Source organism: Vibrio sp. A2-1, assembly GCF_021728355.1.
GTDB classification, from domain to species: Bacteria; Pseudomonadota; Gammaproteobacteria; order Enterobacterales; family Vibrionaceae; genus Vibrio; species Vibrio splendidus_K.
Genome location: NZ_JAKKCO010000004.1, coordinates 278,265 through 294,103 on the forward strand (window position 1 = coordinate 278,265; position 15,839 = coordinate 294,103).

Here is a 15,839-nt window from a genome sequence, read left to right on the forward strand (position 1 = left end):
ATCGTCCGTTCTAATTAGGCGGCTTAATTACCAACAGCTTGTACTATACGTATCTGCTTTTCGTCCGGTATCTCTTGGTAAGATAACACTCTCAAGCTTGGGATCGTGTTCTTCACGAACTTAGCCAGAGTTGAACGCAATACACCAGAGGTCAGTAGCACTGCTGGCTCACCTTTCAGCTCTTGCTCTTGTGTGGCATGGCTGAGTGAGGTCTGTAAACGTTCGGCTAAACCAGGTTCAATACCAGCAGATTCTCCGCCGGATGCCTGCATGGTTTGATGCAAGATTTGTTCCAGCTCTGGGATCAAGGTTATCACGGGCAACTCTGGCTCTATGCCATTGATTTCTTGAACAATTAGTCGTTTCAAAGAGATACGAACAGCCGCCGTAAGTATGTCAGGTTCTTGACTCTTACTTGAGTACTCCGACAAAGTTTGGACTATTGTTCGAATATCACGAATTGGAATGGCTTCATTCAATAGGTTCTGTAGCACTTTCACAACGACGCCAAGCTGTAATTGGTCCGGTACAAAGCCTTCTACCAGCTTAGGCGTTGAACGGCTAAGCATCTCAAGTAAGTTTTGTACTTCTTCGTGACCAATCAGTTGTGATGCGTTATTCGTTAGCTGTTGACTGAGGTGAGTGGCCAACACGGTTGATGAATCAACAACCGTGTAACCTAAGGCTTGCGCATGTTCACGCTGCTCTTCACGAATCCACACGGCTTCTAGACCAAAGGCAGGGTCAATCGTCGGCTCACCATCGATCATTCCATACACTTGGCCTGGGTTAATGGCTAATTCCATATCCGGCTTAATCTCAGCCTCACCAACCGCAACCCCCATTAAGGTGAGTCGGTAACTGTTTGGCGTCAATTCTAGGTTATCGCGGATGTGTACTGCTGGGATCAAGAAACCAAAATCTTGAGACAGCTTCTTACGCACCCCTTTAACGCGTTCAAGCAGTTCGCCACCTTGGTCTCTGTCAACTAGAGGAATCAAGCGGTAGCCAACTTCTAAGCCAATAATATCAACAGGCTGAACATCATCCCACGAAAGTTCTTTCTGAGAACCCGTCTCCCCACTCGCTTCAACCGTAGCTGGAAGGTTGGGTTGTTCAGCTTTTTTCTTGTTCTTTTTATCAATGTAATAGGCACCTGCACCTGCAACGACAGCAAGGCTCAAGAACGAGAAATGCGGCATACCCGGCACAATACCCATGATGCCAAGGATAGCGGCGGTGATCATCAAGGACTTAGGATTGTCGAACAATTGGAAGAAGAGCTGTTGCCCCATATCTTCATCAGTATTTTGACGCGTTACCATCATCGCAGCAGCGATAGAAAGCAGTAGAGACGGAATTTGAGCAACCAGACCATCACCGATAGTCAGTAGCGTGTAGATTTCGATTGCTTCACCAAAACCAAGGTCAAACTGAACCATACCAATACTCAAGCCACCAATAATGTTGATGAACAAGATCAAGATACCAGCGATCGCATCACCTTTAACAAACTTAGATGCACCGTCCATTGAACCGTAGAAATCGGCTTCTTTGGTCACTTCAAAACGTCGAGTACGAGCCTGATCTTGGTCGATCAAACCTGCATTTAAATCGGCATCGATTGCCATCTGCTTACCCGGTAAAGCATCAAGGGTAAAACGTGCACTTACTTCCGAGATACGACCCGCACCTTTGGTGACAACCATGAAGTTGATGATCATCAGGATCAAGAACACCACCAAACCAACCGCATAGTTACCACCGATAACCACGTTACCAAAGGCTTCGATAACGTTACCGGCAGCGTCACCACCCTCATGACCATGGAGCAATACCACACGTGTCGAAGCAACGTTCAAGGCCAAGCGGAGCAGAGTCGCAATCAGGAGTACGGTCGGGAATGCAGCGAAGTCTAAAGGCCTACGGGTATAAACCGAAACCAATAGCACAACCATAGACAGTGCAATATTGAAGGTGAAGAACATATCCAACAAGAAAGCTGGAATGGGCAACACCACCATAGCTAGCGTTGCAAGCACCATAACAGGCGCGCCAATCGCAGGCATGGCACGGTTAGGAATTTTAGGTAGCTTGTCCGCAAAAGGCAGGGTGAATTTCATAAATCTAGGCAGTTTCGCTATGTTGTAGCTATCTCACTAAGCAGATTGAGGCCTAGGTCTAAGCTATGTTGCTATGGGCTAATATGTTCGGAATTGATATAGCAAACACTGTACCAACATCTCACGTCAAATTATCGCCATCACCTCGGAAATAAGAGGGGTAGCTAAGTTGCTATTATCAGGGTTCATCAAGCTGAGCTCAAGCAATTGATCTAATGTCGTAAATCAGGTGGGATCGGCATATTAGAATCTTGCAGTTTTGGCCTCTCTCCACCTTTTTTTCGGTATTGCTTAAGCTGGAAAACATATGCAAGCACTTGTGCAACTGCCGCAAACAGACCGTCAGGAATTTGTTGTTCTAGCTCTGTGGTGTGATAAAGCGCCCTAGCCAATGGCGGTGCTGGAATAATATAGATGTCATTTTCTCGTGCGATTTCACGGATCTTCATCGCCATGTGATCGACACCTTTAGCAACCACAATTGGTGCCTTATCTTGATTCTGCTTATAGCGCAGCGCCACTGAAAAGTGTTCCGGGTTGGTCACAATCACATCCGCTTGAGGGACATCAGCCATCATACGTCTCTGAGCCGCTTCTCTCTGCAACATACGAATGCGCCCTTTCACTTCGGGCTTACCTTCAGTGTCTTTGAATTCGTCTTTGACTTCTTGCTTGGTCATCTTCAGCTGATCGGCGTGTTGCCAGATCTGGAATGGGATATCAATGGCGACCACGATGAGTAGAGAACAACTGATCAACAGAATGAAGTTAAGCAAAATATCTAAGGCATGGAATATATTCTGTGGGTACACATCCATACTCAACTGCATCAAATCGTGTTGAGAAGCTTGAATCAGATAAATGGCCATGCCCGATACCAAAGCCACTTTCAAGATAGATTTGAGCAGTTCAACCCAGCTTTGTAAGCCAAACATACGCTTGATACCACTCAAAGGATTGAGCTTAGATGCCTTTGGCATAGCCGCTTGCATTGAGAAATTGACCCCACCAACACCCGCAGCACCAATCACAGCAGCAACGAACAAAGTGATTAGAATCAAGAACAGTGGAAACAACAAGTTTACTAATGCGCCACCCGCTATTTCCAGTAGCTTGTTAGTATCAAAAATCTCGTCACGACTGAGTGAAAACAGGCGTTGCATAGCCTCGAACAAAGCCTTCGCCATCGATTCGCCAAACCACATTAAAGAAATCGCACCGACTATCAATACCGATGCTGACGCCAGCTCTTTTGACCTTGCAACCTGCCCTTTCTCTTTGGCCTGTTGCAAGCGTTTGGGCGTGGCGTCTTCTGTGCGTTCTTGACCGTCTGACTCTGCCATTTCAGTCTCCTAGCAATCTAACCGGATTAGACGACATATCTGTTGCTCGCCTTGTATCCAAAATAGCTCATAGTGGCTAAACAATCCGCCAAGGATGTACCAACAAAGTAACAGACCCACGAGTAGCGCAAATGCAAAACCCAAAGAAAATATGTTTAGCTGAGGTGCCGCACGTGTCATTACACCAAATGAAAGGTTAATCGTCAGCAGCGCAATAATACCCGATAACGACATCGCTAATGCTGTTTTGAACATGATTCCAAGCCACAATGCCAGCTCTCTGAAATCGACGGCGGTTAAAGAGCCACTGCCAATCGGCAAGGTTTTAAAACTGAACACCACCAATTGCAGCATTTTCAAGTGGCCATCGGTCGCCAAGAAAAACATGGTCGCCAACAGCATGAACAGTTGGCCAAGTACTGGCGTGTTCTGACCGTTCGCAGGGTCAACCATAGAGGCAAAGCCCAAACTCGATTGCATACCTAGAATCTGACCGAGCATAACAAAAGTTTGAATCAAAAACTGAGTAACGAACCCCATGGCGACACCAATCACGATTTGTTCAAATACCGTCAAGAATCCTTGGAAGGACAGCAGCTCAATCTCTTTAGGAACTGCTGGGATTGCGGGCATCACAGCAAAGGTGATCGCCAAACCTAAATACAGACGGATACGCGGCGACACAAAGCGTGCCCCTGTTACCGTCATCACCATCAGCATGGCTGAAATGCGAGTGTATGGCCAAAAATAATTGGCTAACCACTCTAATACAAGGCTCGTTGGGTATTCCATATTGGTTTAATACAGAACTTGCGGCAAGCGTTCGATGAGTTCGAAAAAAAACTCCATCATCATCTGAGTCATCCAGTGAGCAAACATCATCAACGCCAATAACGTCACGATCAAACGCGGTAGGAAACTCAATGTTTGTTCGTTGATAGACGTCGCAGCTTGGAAAACCGCTACGACTAAACCAATCAATAGGCTAGGAATAATAATGGCACATACCATTATCAGTACCATCCAAAGTGCATCTCGGAACAACTCTACGAATATTTCAGGATTCATTATTCCCCCAGCTACAAGGCAAAACTGCCGGCGAGAGTGGAGAGTATCAAGTTCCAACCATCAACAAGAACGAACAGCATCAACTTAAATGGTAACGATACAATCATCGGTGACAACATCATCATACCCATAGCCATCAATACCGAGGCGACCACCAAGTCGATGATTAAGAAAGGTAAGAACAGCATAAAGCCAATTTGGAAAGCCGTTTTCAACTCCGATGTGATAAACGCTGGAATCAGAACCGCCATAGAAACATCTTCAGGGTTATTCACTTCCGCACCCGATATCTCAACAAAGGTTTCTAGATCTTTGATTCGGGTTTGTTTGAGCATGAAAGACTTGATCGGGCCTTGAGCAACGTCGAACGCCTGTCGTGCCGATATTTGTTCATTGAGATAAGGCTGAACCGCTTGCTCATTCACTTGATTGATCACTGGTGACATGATGAAAAAGGTCAAAAATATCGCGATCCCAATAATCACTTGGTTTGAAGGCGTTTGTTGGAGACCCATTGCCTGACGCAAAATAGACATCACCACCACAATACGGGTGAACGACGTCATCAAAATTACCATTGCCGGCAAGAAGCCAAGCATGGTCATTAGGGCCAATATCTGTAAATTGATCGAGTAGTCTTCACCGCCATTGGCGTTGGTTGTCATGGTAAAGGCAGGGATGCCACCACCATTACCCGTTAAACTACCAGTCGTCATGGTTTGCGATTTAGCTTGGTCTTGTTCCATCGTGCTGATGGTAACCGACTCTGAGCCTGCTGTATTCGCTGGAATGACGGTGCCATCTTCAGCCTGTGCAAATACCGACACACTGAACACTAAAGAACAGAGGAGGATGAGCTGAACCAACAACGCTTTTACCACTCGAAAAGATCCGATTTGGCAAAGGTAAGATGAGGTAAAAAGTCCGTTACTTGTTTGCATCTTTTTTAATTAGCTGGGAAAGCTGACTTGAAAATGTACTTTTTTCCAGCATCTCCTGAGTAAGAGGTTTATCGAGCTTAGAGATCAGCTGAATCGACTGTGTGGTAATACCTACTAAGAACTGTTCATCGCCTGCTTGCACAATCGCAATACGTTCTTTAGTACCAACAGGAATTTGCCTAACAATAGCCAAACCTTGTTGATTCGACATCGCAGGCACTTGCATTCGCTTGAGTAACCAAGCAATAAATAAAATGAAGGCGATAACGAAAATTAGCGACCCAAAAGTGGTCGCTAAATCAAGAGAAGGAGGCGCGGCAAAGGCAATAGAAGGCATAGACAACAGCCCTATTCCCAATATTCCACGGGACAAGCTTGTAATTTCACGAAACAAGCCAGTCATTCCGCGAGACGAGCCCACCAATCTTTTTAGCGAAAAGCGCATTAACGTAGCTTCTTAATTCGTTCTGTTTGGCTAATTACGTCAGTCAGACGAATACCAAATTTATCGTTCACCACAACCACTTCTCCGTGAGCAATCAGAGTACCGTTAACCATCACGTCTAGTGACTCACCAGCAATTCTATCGAGCTCTACAACCGAACCTTGGTTCAATTGAAGTAAGTTACGGATACTGATCTGAGAACGGCCAACTTCCATCGAGATAGTCACTGGGATATCCATGATGGTATCCAGTTTACGACGCTCATCTTCAGAAATCGGAGACGATGAATCGGTTAGTTCATCAAGTGGTGCCGCAAGCACATCATCAACATCAATTGACGGTGCTAAAGGGTCTTCACCAAGTGCAGCAGCCCATTCGTCTGCTAGCTTTTGATCTTCACTAGGTTCCATTACCAATTCCTATACTTTTATCTATTTTGCTATTCGTCATCATCGCTGTTTTCGAGCTCAGACATTAGGTCTTTGCCTAGAAAAGCGAGATCAGTTTTGACCACACTTGGTCTTCGAATTTTTTCCGAAATCTGGACCGCGAGTTTTTCACCCGCACGTCCCATTTTCACACGATACGTTGGTAGTTCTTCTACAAACATCGTCGCGTGTTCAGGCATGTTCATGGGAATGACATCCCCTGGGCGCAGCTCCATCAGATCACGCAGAGAAATATCTTGCTCTAACAAGTTCACACGAAAGTTAACTGGTACATCCATGATTTCATCACGCAATGCCGAACTCCAACGAACGTCAGTTTCCATTTTGTCTGATTGAACACCAGCGTCCAACAATTCACGAATCGGCTCAACCATGGAATAAGGCATCACGACGTGGAAGTCACCGCCACCGCCATCCACTTCAATGTGGAATGAACTAACAACAATCACTTCTGTTGGGCTCACAATGTTCGCCATACTTGGGTTCACTTCAGAATCCAAGTATTCAAACTCAACCCCCATTACTGGAGACCAAGCTTCTTTGTAATCTTCAAAAACAATTTTCAGCAGCAGCTGGATAATTCGTCTTTCAGTCGGCGTGAATTCACGGCCTTCAATCTTGGCGTGAAATCGTCCATCGCCACCAAAAAAGTTTTCTACAAGAATAAATACAAGGCGCGCTTCCATAGTGATCAGCGCTGTGCCTTTTAATGGACGGAAGCGAACCATGTTTAAACTGGTGGGTACATACAATGTGTTTTGGTACTCACCAAACTTCATCATTTGGACACCATTGATCGACACTTCAGCCGTTTTGCGCAACATGTTAAACAAACTGATACGCAAATGACGCGCAAAGCGCTCGTTAATAAGTTCAAGGGTCGGCATTCGACCACGAACAATTCGATCTTGTGAAGAAAAGTCGAAATTAACCGCACTGTCGTTATCAGCTTCTACGCTATCTTCAACTTCTTCAACATCATCTACGCCATGTAATAGCGCGTCAATTTCGTCTTGGCTTAATAAATCGGTCACAAATTACCTACTGAATCACAAAATCAGTGAATAGCACTTTTTCAATAACAGGCTGGCCAACAGCTTGAGTCAGACTTGCTTTGATATCTTCCGTTGCCTTGTTACGCAGTTCAACTCGCCCAGTGGGTGAACGCAATTGATCGACTGTTGCCGAGGCGAACGTCGCCAAGAGCGTACTTTCCACAAGTGGCGAGTGGTAACGAGCCAGGTCTTCATTCTTACTGCCCCGAACCATCATCTGTGCTTTTATCTGAACTAGGCGATCTTTTTTATCACCTGTCACATTGAACAAAAAAGGCTGAGGGATATTAACATACATAACTGGCTCTGCAGCGACCACAGCAGTTGCTGGCTGAGACGGAGATTCAGAGGCGCTATCATCAGAGCCTAAGAAAAAGAGCAGCGCACCACCTACACCAAGCAGTAACACGACTACGGCAATAATGATGATAAGGAGCTTGCTCTTCCCTTTAGGTGCATCTTGTTCTTCTGCCATACTTTACTCTAACTTCCTGTTCTTTCGATTAACTGACGGGTTTTTCTATTAACTAACAGTACTTTCTCTTAACTGATGGCTCTTTCTATTAACCAAGCGTTCTTTCTTAGCCTGATATTAGGCATAATAACTAATTCCATCACGCTTTGATGCGACATTCAATTCAAGATTGCTGCCACTATCAAGGTTTTCATCCCCTTGGCCATCATTTGTGCGGTTAGTGCCGGATTGTTGCTCACCATTGTTGTATCTATCCTGCCCCTGACCAGAGCTCTGTTGCTGAACTGACGAATCGGCTAGTTGTAGACCTTGTTGAGCAAGCATCTCCCTCAGGCGAGGTAAGGTTTGTTCAATCACATCTCTTGCCTGTTGATTACTAACCGTAAAATGCACGTTCGCCACATCATTATTCATGGTCATGCGGATTTTCATCTGACCCAATTCTGGTGGGTCGAGGCGAATGTCCAAGTTCTTGAGGTTCTTAGACATCATCATTTGAACTTTTTCCGCGACCTGCTCATTGGCTAGCTCTTTGGTGAGCTGTAAAGGCGCTTGTTGAGCAGCTTGAATTTCAGCTCGTGTAGGTGCTGAACCAACCGTTGCTGTGCCTTGTGCGCCAGCCGCAGAAGCAATCTGCTGGGCCAAGGTCGAGTCTTTAGAATCTTCTTTAGCACCCGCTTTACCCAAACCAGACAATGCAGCGGCACCAGCGCCCGCTTTAAGAAGCGCGTCAGTCGAGCCTGCTTTTGTGGCCGCTGGCGTTGCATTCATCGCTAGGCTTTGTGCCGTTAAGCTAGGATCTAAGGCCGCTTGCTGCTGCATTGGAGCTGCATTCCCTTGTTGTAATTGTTGAGCCGCTGCCTGTTGAGCCGCATGCGCATTATTGGCGTTCAGCATTGCCGCCTTATCCGTAAGAGCATTATTTGCTGATTGAGAAGCGGCCTGCGCTGATACTTGTTGTGCAGCCGTCGCTACTGCCGTTGTTGATGCCACCGCGGCTAAGGCTTTGGCTTCATTTGAATCAGTGTTGTCCCAATCAATAGCGGCGGGTTCACCGGGAGTGCTGTTCACGTTCGGAGCTTGGCTTAGTAAAGCCGTTGCTTGCTGTTGAACATTGGTTAGCTGTTGATTCAATACTTCTAAGTTAGAGGTTGCTTGAGCCAGCGCAGCTTGCTCATCGACCGTCAACTTAGCGCCACTTTGTTGCTTTTGAACCAGACCATCGACAACAGACTGTTCTGATTCGATTTGTCCATTCAATTGCTTTAACGCTTTGGTATGGGCATCAACCTGTTTTGCAAGTTCCATATCCGCTGCTGAGAGTGCTTGACTCTGATCGGCAGCAACCGCACTGGCCGCGTTCTTTTGGCGCAACTCTCGGCTCATACTCGCTTCAATTTGTTCTGGGGTGACGCCTTTATCCATCAACTGTCGAATTTCATCATCAGTCAGCTGTGAAACACCCTTACCTCCGGTAAGTGCGGCAATTTCAGAATCGACCTCAAGACTGTTTTCTTGGTTTGCTGTATTGGTTTGTTGTACCGATTTACCCACCGTGTCAGTCGCAAGAACCCCCACAGCAGTTGCACCGACAATCTTGCCTTGTGCTTCATCAACCTTCACTTGCTGAGGCAAGCCTTTGCCGTTGTCAGGCTGATTCAGTGTTTTGTTTGCCTCGTCCAACTGACCAAGCAATTTGTTGCCTTCACTCATCGCAGCACTAGCTTGAGATGCCCCTTGAGCATTCAGCTCTGCGGATTGTGAATCAGAATCATTATTGACCAGAGCTTTCTGGGACTGGTCACCTTTGGGCTGAGCCGCAGCCAAGGTATCGTCATCAGACGGTTTCGACGAGGCTTTATCGCTCGACTGTGAATTTAGTTCAGACGTACGTTCAGTGGCGGTGTTGCTAGTAGCCGTTTTTTCAACATCCGTCGTTGCTGTAGCTTGCTTGGTTTGAGCTTCGCTAACCTCATCAGCGTTCTTAGACTCAGTTGAATCACCTTTAGTCTTTTCAGCCAATACTTCGTCTTTCGCAGAGGTCTGTTTTTCGTCTAATTTTGAGGCGCCATCAGTGTCTTTTACTGCCGCTTTACTGTCACTTTCTTCAAAGCCTAGCGCTTCTTTAAAAGACTCTAAGAACCCTTTAGAGTCTCCGGTCTCTTCTACCTTTGAAGAGGCAGAACCGGTATCCAACAACGATGACGTTTTGTTGGTAGCTGAATTTGAGGAAAGGCTAACATTCATATATACAAGCTCTATTTACTAGCTTTGCTGCCATAAATCAGACAACAAAAAGAAAGTCGGGTGCTTTTCATGCCTTTGCTGGGCATAACGCGCAATTTTATATAAAACGGAGCAAGAAACATGCCTATTAGTTCTGTTCTCACAATCTGAACGGCAACACCTGCGTCATTCAGGGCTTAGGATCACATCTTCTTTCGGCCATACATCAGTGTCGAGAACTCATCCATTTGCTTTTGTTCTCTTTGATCTTGCAGCTTTGCCTTCTCTTTCTGTTTTTTCTCCATCAACCACTCATAGGATTTACGCTTTTTACGTAGCTCCATCCAGTAGTTTTGGCAGTTGTCGACTTGGTTTTTAAAATGGTGCTCCGCCTCTCTCTGTTTAGATAATGTTTCATCTAGTTGAGTTAAGAAACGGTTCAAGTGACCATACTGACTCGCTGTGAGTCCAGCTTTTCCGCGGTCAATAAGTTGCTGACAGTAATCAAGTCGGTACTTTTCAATCTGAGCGACCTGTTCATAGTAACCTTGAAGCTCTGAATTCGCTTTGTTGAGCGCGAGTACGGCTTGGTTCTCTTGATCCTTGGCTTGATCGAGCAAAAATTCTAATGCGTTATCCATGACTAACCTTATTCACTCGTTAGCCACCCAATACATGTTTCAACATGTTGACACACATGTCATAGGGAACCGTTTCTTTCATTTTTTGCTGTAAGTACTCGTCCAACCTCGGTTTCAAGGTGAAGGCACTATCAATGGCAGGATCAGTCCCCGGTTTGTAAGCACCAATCGATACCAAATCTTGGTTTTTACGACAGATAGACAGTACTTGGCGCACCGCTTTCGACATCAATACATGTTCTTCGGTGGTGATTTGCGGCATAACACGACTGACGGATTTCTCAACATCAATCGCAGGATAATGTCCGGCATCGGCCATCTCACGCGATAAAACAATGTGACCATCAAGAATCGCTCGCGACGCATCGGCAATGGGATCTTGTAAATCATCACCTTCAGTTAAAACGGTAAAGAAAGCCGTGATAGAACCTTGTTCATCGTTGCCGTTACCCGCACGTTCCACCAGCGCAGGAAGCTTGGCGAATACTGATGGCGGATAACCTTTGGTTGCTGGCGGCTCACCCACAGATAGAGCAATTTCACGCTGAGCTTGAGCAAAACGGGTTAATGAATCCATTAATAAAAGAACATCTAAACCTTGGTCGCGGAAGTACTCAGCGACAGCCAGTGCAGTTTGGCAACCTTTCAATCGCATCAGTGGCGATGAATCCGCAGGAGCAGCGACCACCACAGATCGTTTGCGTCCATCTTCGCCAAGAATCTCTTCAATAAATTCTTTAACTTCTCGTCCACGCTCACCGATTAGACCTACCACCACTACTTGCGCGGTTGTGCCTCGAGTCATCATGCCGAGCGTGACCGACTTGCCCACACCGGAACCAGCAAATAGACCAATACGCTGACCTTTACCTACCGTCAGCAAACCGTTTATGGCCTTCAAGCCGACATCGAGTGGTTCAGAAATCGGTTTTCGAGCTAACGGGTTGATTGGCTCGGCATTAAATGAAGCGCGTTGTTCGGTATAGATGGGACCTAGCCCATCAAGTGGATTACCCACACCGTCGATCACTCGGCCGAGCAATTCCATTCCGACAGGGATGCCGCTTTCAGTGGTCACGGGGGTCACACGAGCGCCAGGTAATATCCCTGTGATTTGTTCACTCGGCATCAAAAATAAGTTATCGCCAGAGAAGCCGACGACTTCGGCTTCCATCTGACCAGACATGGTTTCTACTAAACACAGGCTGCCGATGGGTGCTTTACAGCCGGTCGCTTCAAGCGTTAAGCCAACAACGCGTACTAACTTACCGGAGGCAATTGGTCGCGATTTTAGCCCTTCGACTTTGTATTGGCTAAGACGATTTGCTAATTCAAGCATTACTCATGGCCCTGATGGCGATTTGTGCCACAGAAGTTTTGAATGACGTTTTTCACACGGTCTTCCATGCGGTAGTTAACGCTCGATTCACCCGCTTCTATTTGTACGTCACCACGATTGAGTGCCGGCTCTGCAACTAACGTCCAATTGCGGCAATCCAATTCAGTTTCGCCATACGCAGAACGAATAATCGCGACGTCTTCGGGATTAAGCTTCAATGTGATCGCATGACCTGAGATCGGCAACGACTCGACCGACTCTTTGACGGTATCTAATATAATTTGTGGGTTGGTTTGCACTTCAACATGAACCACTTCTTTGACCATGGTAAGTACCATGTCCACCAATTGCTTCTCTACCTGAGCGTTCATCAGCTCTAAAGGTTGAGCAAACTGGTTGGCTAGTCCCATAAAGATGGCAACTTGCTGCTGAATGTACTCTTGACCAGCAGTCACGCCTTCAAGCTTGCCGGCTTGGTTGCCTTCTTCGTGGCCTGCAGCAAACCCTTCTTCTTTACCTTTTTCGTAACCCTGTTTAAAGCCAGCCTCTTGGCCTTGATGAAGCCCTTCCTGATAAGCACCTTGCTTAATCAGTTCGATTTGCTCTTCAGTCAGAACAAGCTCTTCGTCTTCAATGGCTTCTTCAACCGTCGGCATCCAACTAGGATCGTAATTAAAGGCCGTTTCTTTGGCTTGTTTATTCACATCAGAGGTGTAGTCAGGCAACCCCCATTTCTGAGGTTGGGCAACCGTATTATCTTCTTCAGGGCGAAGGAAGCCGCGTTTTCTATCACCTGACATATCAGTACCTATCTATAAATGCGTCCAGCTGCATTGTAAATTCAAGCCGTTGAACGGAGTTAAACTTGGGTTCGAGATTGGATAAAGAAAAGCCCCAACAGTGTGGGGCTCTTGAGGTTTCTGTTTTAAAGGAACTCGTCGGCGCCACCAGACAGCATAATCTCGCCACTGTCTGCCATCTTCCTCGCAATACCCAATATTTCTTTTTGAGCCGCTTCCACGTCGGAGACTTTTACCGGCGGCATCGCCTCAATGTCGTCTCTCATCATATCGGCAGCTCGTTTAGACATGTTCTTGAAGATCTTCTCACGTAGACCGTCATCAGCACCTTTAAGCGCTTTTTGTAGAACGTCTTGTGGAACATCACGCAGCAGTCGTTGAACACCTTGGTCATCAACTTCAATAAGGTTTTCAAAGACAAACATAAGATCTTGAATCTGCGTTGCCATATCTTCGTCTTGATCACGGATTTGATCCATCAAGACGCCTTCCACATTATTGTCCATGTAGTTCATGATCTCAGCCGCGGCTTTCAGGCCACCAATTTTGGCAGCTTGAGCACCCGCTTGACCCGCAAACTGTTTCTCCATGATTTCATTCAATTCAGCAAGAGCCGAAGGTTGAACTTCTTCAAGGTTAGCAATACGCATCATCAGATCCAGACGAACTCTTTCTGGGAATTGAGACAGAATCTCAGCCGACTGATCAGAATCGAGGTACGACAACACAATGGTTTGAATCTGAGGGTGCTCGTTGATGATGATACTCGCCACCTGACGAGGATCCATCCACTTCAGTGAGTCCAAACCTTTCGAGCCAGTACCAAGAAGAATTTGGTCAACAAGGTTATTCGCCTTGTCTTCACCCAAGGCAGCGACCAGCGCATTACGCATGAAGTCTTCACTGCCCATACCAATGTTGGTGTACTTCTGAATATCATCTAAGAAAGCACGGTGAACCGCTCCCACTTTTTCTTGGGATAGATCAGTCGCTCGCGCCATTGCACTACCCACACGCTGAACCTGCTTTGGCTCTAGGTGACGAATAATACCAGCAGCATCTTCTTCATTTAAACTTAGCAACAAGATCGCAGCACGTTCGTCGCCTGAGATAGAATCGATATCCACGCTAGAGACATCAAGCACTTCACCGCCTTCCGTTTGTTGTGGAACTATTTCGTTAGCCATCTACCATCCAATTCTTAACTACTTGAGCTGCTAGCTCTGGTTCATTCGCTACAAGTGCACGTACTGCTTTCAGCACGTCTTCGTCTTTATGAAGGTTTGGTAAGTCGATGCTTGAACCAAATTCAAACAACTCGCCACCTTCAATATCACCACCAATTAAGCTGGTTTCGCCGTCGGCACCAATTGGCATACCATCAGGGCCGTACATTTGATCATCGTCGTCAGCTGCTGGGTTAAGCAGTTTCTTCATTGCAGGGCGAACAAGTACCAATACCACGACAATAATAACCAACGCGCTCGCAAACCAGCGTACCCAATCATTGAAGTTTGGATGCTCCCAAATTGGCACATCAGCGACAACATCCGTCACTTGTGGTGCGAACTGCATGCTTAACACATTGAGTAAATCGCCACGACTTTCATCAAAGCCGACAGTACCAATCAGTACCTGACGAATCGCATTAATTTCGCTGGCAGGGATTGGCGTATGAACCACTTCGCCCGTATCAGGGTTCAGTGATTGACGGTCTTTGATCGCTACCGATACCGTCTGACGGTTAACCGTGCCACTCTGTTTACGTTCATGGCTGATGGTTGTGTCTAGCTCAAAGTTTCGGGTTGCTTCTTTGTGAACCGAGCCTTGCCCCGTCATCGCACCGTCTTTCATCTGAGCGACATCTTGAGGAATTGAAGCATCTGCAGGGGGCTGGTTACTCAAAGCGCCAGGAATACCGGCCACAGTGTTGCCGTTGTTGTAATCTTCTAACGTGTATTCACTTCGAGTCGCTGGCGTATTCGGATCAAAACGTTTTCTCGTTTGTTCCACAGCACTAAAATCAAGCTGAATATCAACCTGAGCGGTATAGTTACCAAACCCAAGAATAGGAATTAGGATAGAGTCGATTTTTTCACGCAGCGCTTGCTCTTGATTACGCTCTAACTCATGTTCTTTACGACGCGCAGCTGACATCGGATCTTGAGAACCTGAGTTCAACAGTCGGCCATGCTGATCGGTCACCGTGATACGCGAGGTTTTCATTCCCGGAACGGCACTTGCCACCATGTCGACAACAGAGTCAACTTCTTGCTGCTTGAGGTTAGTGCCCGTTTTCAGAGTCAGGAATACGGAAGCTGAGGCTTCTTGATTGTGACGAACAAAGACACTCTGCTTTGGCAAGGCTAATAAAACCTGAGCTTTACGTACCTGTTTCATCTGCTCAATGGCTTTCGCAAGCTGTCTTTCACGACTTAATTTAAGGCGCTCTTGCTCGACACGTTGTGATACACCAAAACCCATGTCTTGCATGAGGATGTCATCACCTGCGTTTCGCTCTTGATTCAAACCCGCTCGTACCATATTAAGCTTTAATGAGTTGTACTCACTAGCCGGTACCGAGATAGTGTTACCTTCAAGAGTGTATTCGATCTTTTGTAGATCCAAGTAATCAAGCACGGGAATCAACTCTTCTGTTTCATAAGCCCCTAATGGACGCATTTCTGGCTCTTTCACCCAGAAAAACAGCATCACAATTAGCGCTACACAGATAGAAATAGATAGGACTAAGACGACCTGACGAAGTAAATCGAGATCACCGACGGCCATATCGAACTTAGAGGAACTGCGTTCACCTAGATCGGGATTTTGCCCTTCCCCATCAAGCTCCGAACCTGCAATGAGTGCATGGTCATTGCTATCGCTTACGGTTAAATCTGTTGTTTGACTATTATCTGCCACTATTTAATTACC

General features: G+C 46.3%; 15 protein-coding genes. All 15 read right to left on the reverse strand.

Annotated features, from left to right (window positions below):
• Nucleotides 1–23: 23 nt before the first annotated feature.
• Entirely contained in the window at nucleotides 24–2,123 is a 2,100-nt protein-coding gene (flhA, locus tag L3V33_RS15710) for a flagellar biosynthesis protein FlhA (RefSeq protein ID WP_004736214.1), read from the reverse strand.
• 212 nt (nucleotides 2,124–2,335) lie between these two features.
• Nucleotides 2,336–3,466 (reverse strand): flagellar biosynthesis protein FlhB, encoded by a 1,131-nt coding sequence (flhB, locus tag L3V33_RS15715; protein ID WP_004736213.1) that lies wholly within the window; start codon nucleotides 3,464–3,466, stop codon nucleotides 2,336–2,338.
• A 9-nt stretch (nucleotides 3,467–3,475) separates the two neighbouring features.
• Complete coding sequence (fliR, locus tag L3V33_RS15720; protein WP_004736212.1) at nucleotides 3,476–4,258, reverse strand: flagellar biosynthetic protein FliR; 783 nt, start codon at nucleotides 4,256–4,258, stop codon at nucleotides 3,476–3,478.
• A 6-nt stretch (nucleotides 4,259–4,264) separates the two neighbouring features.
• Nucleotides 4,265–4,534: a flagellar biosynthesis protein FliQ gene (fliQ, locus tag L3V33_RS15725; RefSeq protein ID WP_004736211.1), complete on the reverse strand. Its 270-nt coding sequence runs from the start codon at nucleotides 4,532–4,534 to the stop codon at nucleotides 4,265–4,267.
• An 11-nt stretch (nucleotides 4,535–4,545) separates the two neighbouring features.
• Nucleotides 4,546–5,475, reverse strand: coding sequence for a flagellar type III secretion system pore protein FliP (gene fliP, locus L3V33_RS15730; RefSeq protein WP_237290783.1), 930 nt, complete (start codon nucleotides 5,473–5,475; stop codon nucleotides 4,546–4,548).
• Complete coding sequence (gene fliO, locus L3V33_RS15735; protein ID WP_146457857.1) at nucleotides 5,462–5,920, reverse strand: flagellar biosynthetic protein FliO; 459 nt, start codon at nucleotides 5,918–5,920, stop codon at nucleotides 5,462–5,464. Before fliO ends, fliP begins: the two co-directional genes overlap by 14 nt.
• A complete protein-coding gene (gene fliN / locus L3V33_RS15740) occupies nucleotides 5,920–6,330 on the reverse strand; it encodes a flagellar motor switch protein FliN (protein ID WP_004736208.1) in 411 nt (136 codons plus the stop codon). The genes fliO and fliN overlap by 1 nt, the downstream gene beginning before the upstream one ends.
• Before the next feature lie 29 nt (nucleotides 6,331–6,359).
• Nucleotides 6,360–7,403 carry a flagellar motor switch protein FliM gene (gene fliM, locus L3V33_RS15745; protein WP_017087925.1) on the reverse strand — a complete coding sequence of 348 codons (1,044 nt, stop codon included), beginning with the start codon at nucleotides 7,401–7,403 and terminating at the stop codon, nucleotides 6,360–6,362.
• Nucleotides 7,404–7,410: 7 nt separating this feature from the next.
• Entirely contained in the window at nucleotides 7,411–7,899 is a 489-nt protein-coding gene (fliL, locus tag L3V33_RS15750) for a flagellar basal body-associated protein FliL (RefSeq protein ID WP_017087926.1), read from the reverse strand.
• Nucleotides 7,900–8,016: 117 nt separating this feature from the next.
• Complete coding sequence (locus L3V33_RS15755) at nucleotides 8,017–10,146, reverse strand: flagellar hook-length control protein FliK (protein WP_237290784.1); 2,130 nt, start codon at nucleotides 10,144–10,146, stop codon at nucleotides 8,017–8,019.
• Between the two features lie 182 nt (nucleotides 10,147–10,328).
• Entirely contained in the window at nucleotides 10,329–10,766 is a 438-nt protein-coding gene (fliJ, locus tag L3V33_RS15760; protein ID WP_017076818.1) for a flagellar export protein FliJ, read from the reverse strand.
• Nucleotides 10,767–10,785: 19 nt separating this feature from the next.
• Complete coding sequence (gene fliI / locus L3V33_RS15765; protein WP_010439337.1) at nucleotides 10,786–12,105, reverse strand: flagellar protein export ATPase FliI; 1,320 nt, start codon at nucleotides 12,103–12,105, stop codon at nucleotides 10,786–10,788.
• Nucleotides 12,105–12,905, reverse strand: coding sequence for a flagellar assembly protein FliH (gene fliH / locus L3V33_RS15770; protein WP_017087928.1), 801 nt, complete (start codon nucleotides 12,903–12,905; stop codon nucleotides 12,105–12,107). The genes fliI and fliH overlap by 1 nt, the downstream gene beginning before the upstream one ends.
• A gap of 125 nt (nucleotides 12,906–13,030) precedes the next feature.
• On the reverse strand, nucleotides 13,031–14,092 hold the full coding sequence (fliG, locus tag L3V33_RS15775) for a flagellar motor switch protein FliG (protein WP_004736200.1): 1,062 nt from the start codon (nucleotides 14,090–14,092) through the stop codon (nucleotides 13,031–13,033).
• Nucleotides 14,085–15,827, reverse strand: a complete 1,743-nt coding sequence (gene fliF / locus L3V33_RS15780; RefSeq protein ID WP_146457863.1) for a flagellar basal-body MS-ring/collar protein FliF — start codon at nucleotides 15,825–15,827, stop codon at nucleotides 14,085–14,087. The genes fliG and fliF overlap by 8 nt, the downstream gene beginning before the upstream one ends.
• Nucleotides 15,828–15,839 lie beyond the last annotated feature (12 nt).

Excerpts from the sequence above, each read along its gene's own strand:
- fliG (WP_004736200.1), bottom strand. The coding sequence starts at position 14,092 with ATGGCTAACGAAATAGTTCCACAACAAACGGAAGGCGGTGAAGTGCTT.
- fliQ (WP_004736211.1), bottom strand. The coding sequence starts at position 4,534 with ATGAATCCTGAAATATTCGTAGAGTTGTTCCGAGATGCACTTTGGATG.
- fliH (WP_017087928.1), bottom strand. The coding sequence starts at position 12,905 with ATGTCAGGTGATAGAAAACGCGGCTTCCTTCGCCCTGAAGAAGATAAT.
- fliP (WP_237290783.1), bottom strand. The coding sequence starts at position 5,475 with ATGCAAACAAGTAACGGACTTTTTACCTCATCTTACCTTTGCCAAATC.
- flhB (WP_004736213.1), bottom strand. The coding sequence starts at position 3,466 with ATGGCAGAGTCAGACGGTCAAGAACGCACAGAAGACGCCACGCCCAAA.
- fliI (WP_010439337.1), bottom strand. The coding sequence starts at position 12,105 with ATGCTTGAATTAGCAAATCGTCTTAGCCAATACAAAGTCGAAGGGCTA.
- flhA (WP_004736214.1), bottom strand. The coding sequence starts at position 2,123 with ATGAAATTCACCCTGCCTTTTGCGGACAAGCTACCTAAAATTCCTAAC.
- L3V33_RS15755 (WP_237290784.1), bottom strand. The coding sequence starts at position 10,146 with ATGAATGTTAGCCTTTCCTCAAATTCAGCTACCAACAAAACGTCATCG.
- fliN (WP_004736208.1), bottom strand. The coding sequence starts at position 6,330 with ATGGAACCTAGTGAAGATCAAAAGCTAGCAGACGAATGGGCTGCTGCA.
- fliO (WP_146457857.1), bottom strand. The coding sequence starts at position 5,920 with ATGCGCTTTTCGCTAAAAAGATTGGTGGGCTCGTCTCGCGGAATGACT.
- fliJ (WP_017076818.1), bottom strand. The coding sequence starts at position 10,766 with ATGGATAACGCATTAGAATTTTTGCTCGATCAAGCCAAGGATCAAGAG.
- fliL (WP_017087926.1), bottom strand. The coding sequence starts at position 7,899 with ATGGCAGAAGAACAAGATGCACCTAAAGGGAAGAGCAAGCTCCTTATC.
- fliR (WP_004736212.1), bottom strand. The coding sequence starts at position 4,258 with ATGGAATACCCAACGAGCCTTGTATTAGAGTGGTTAGCCAATTATTTT.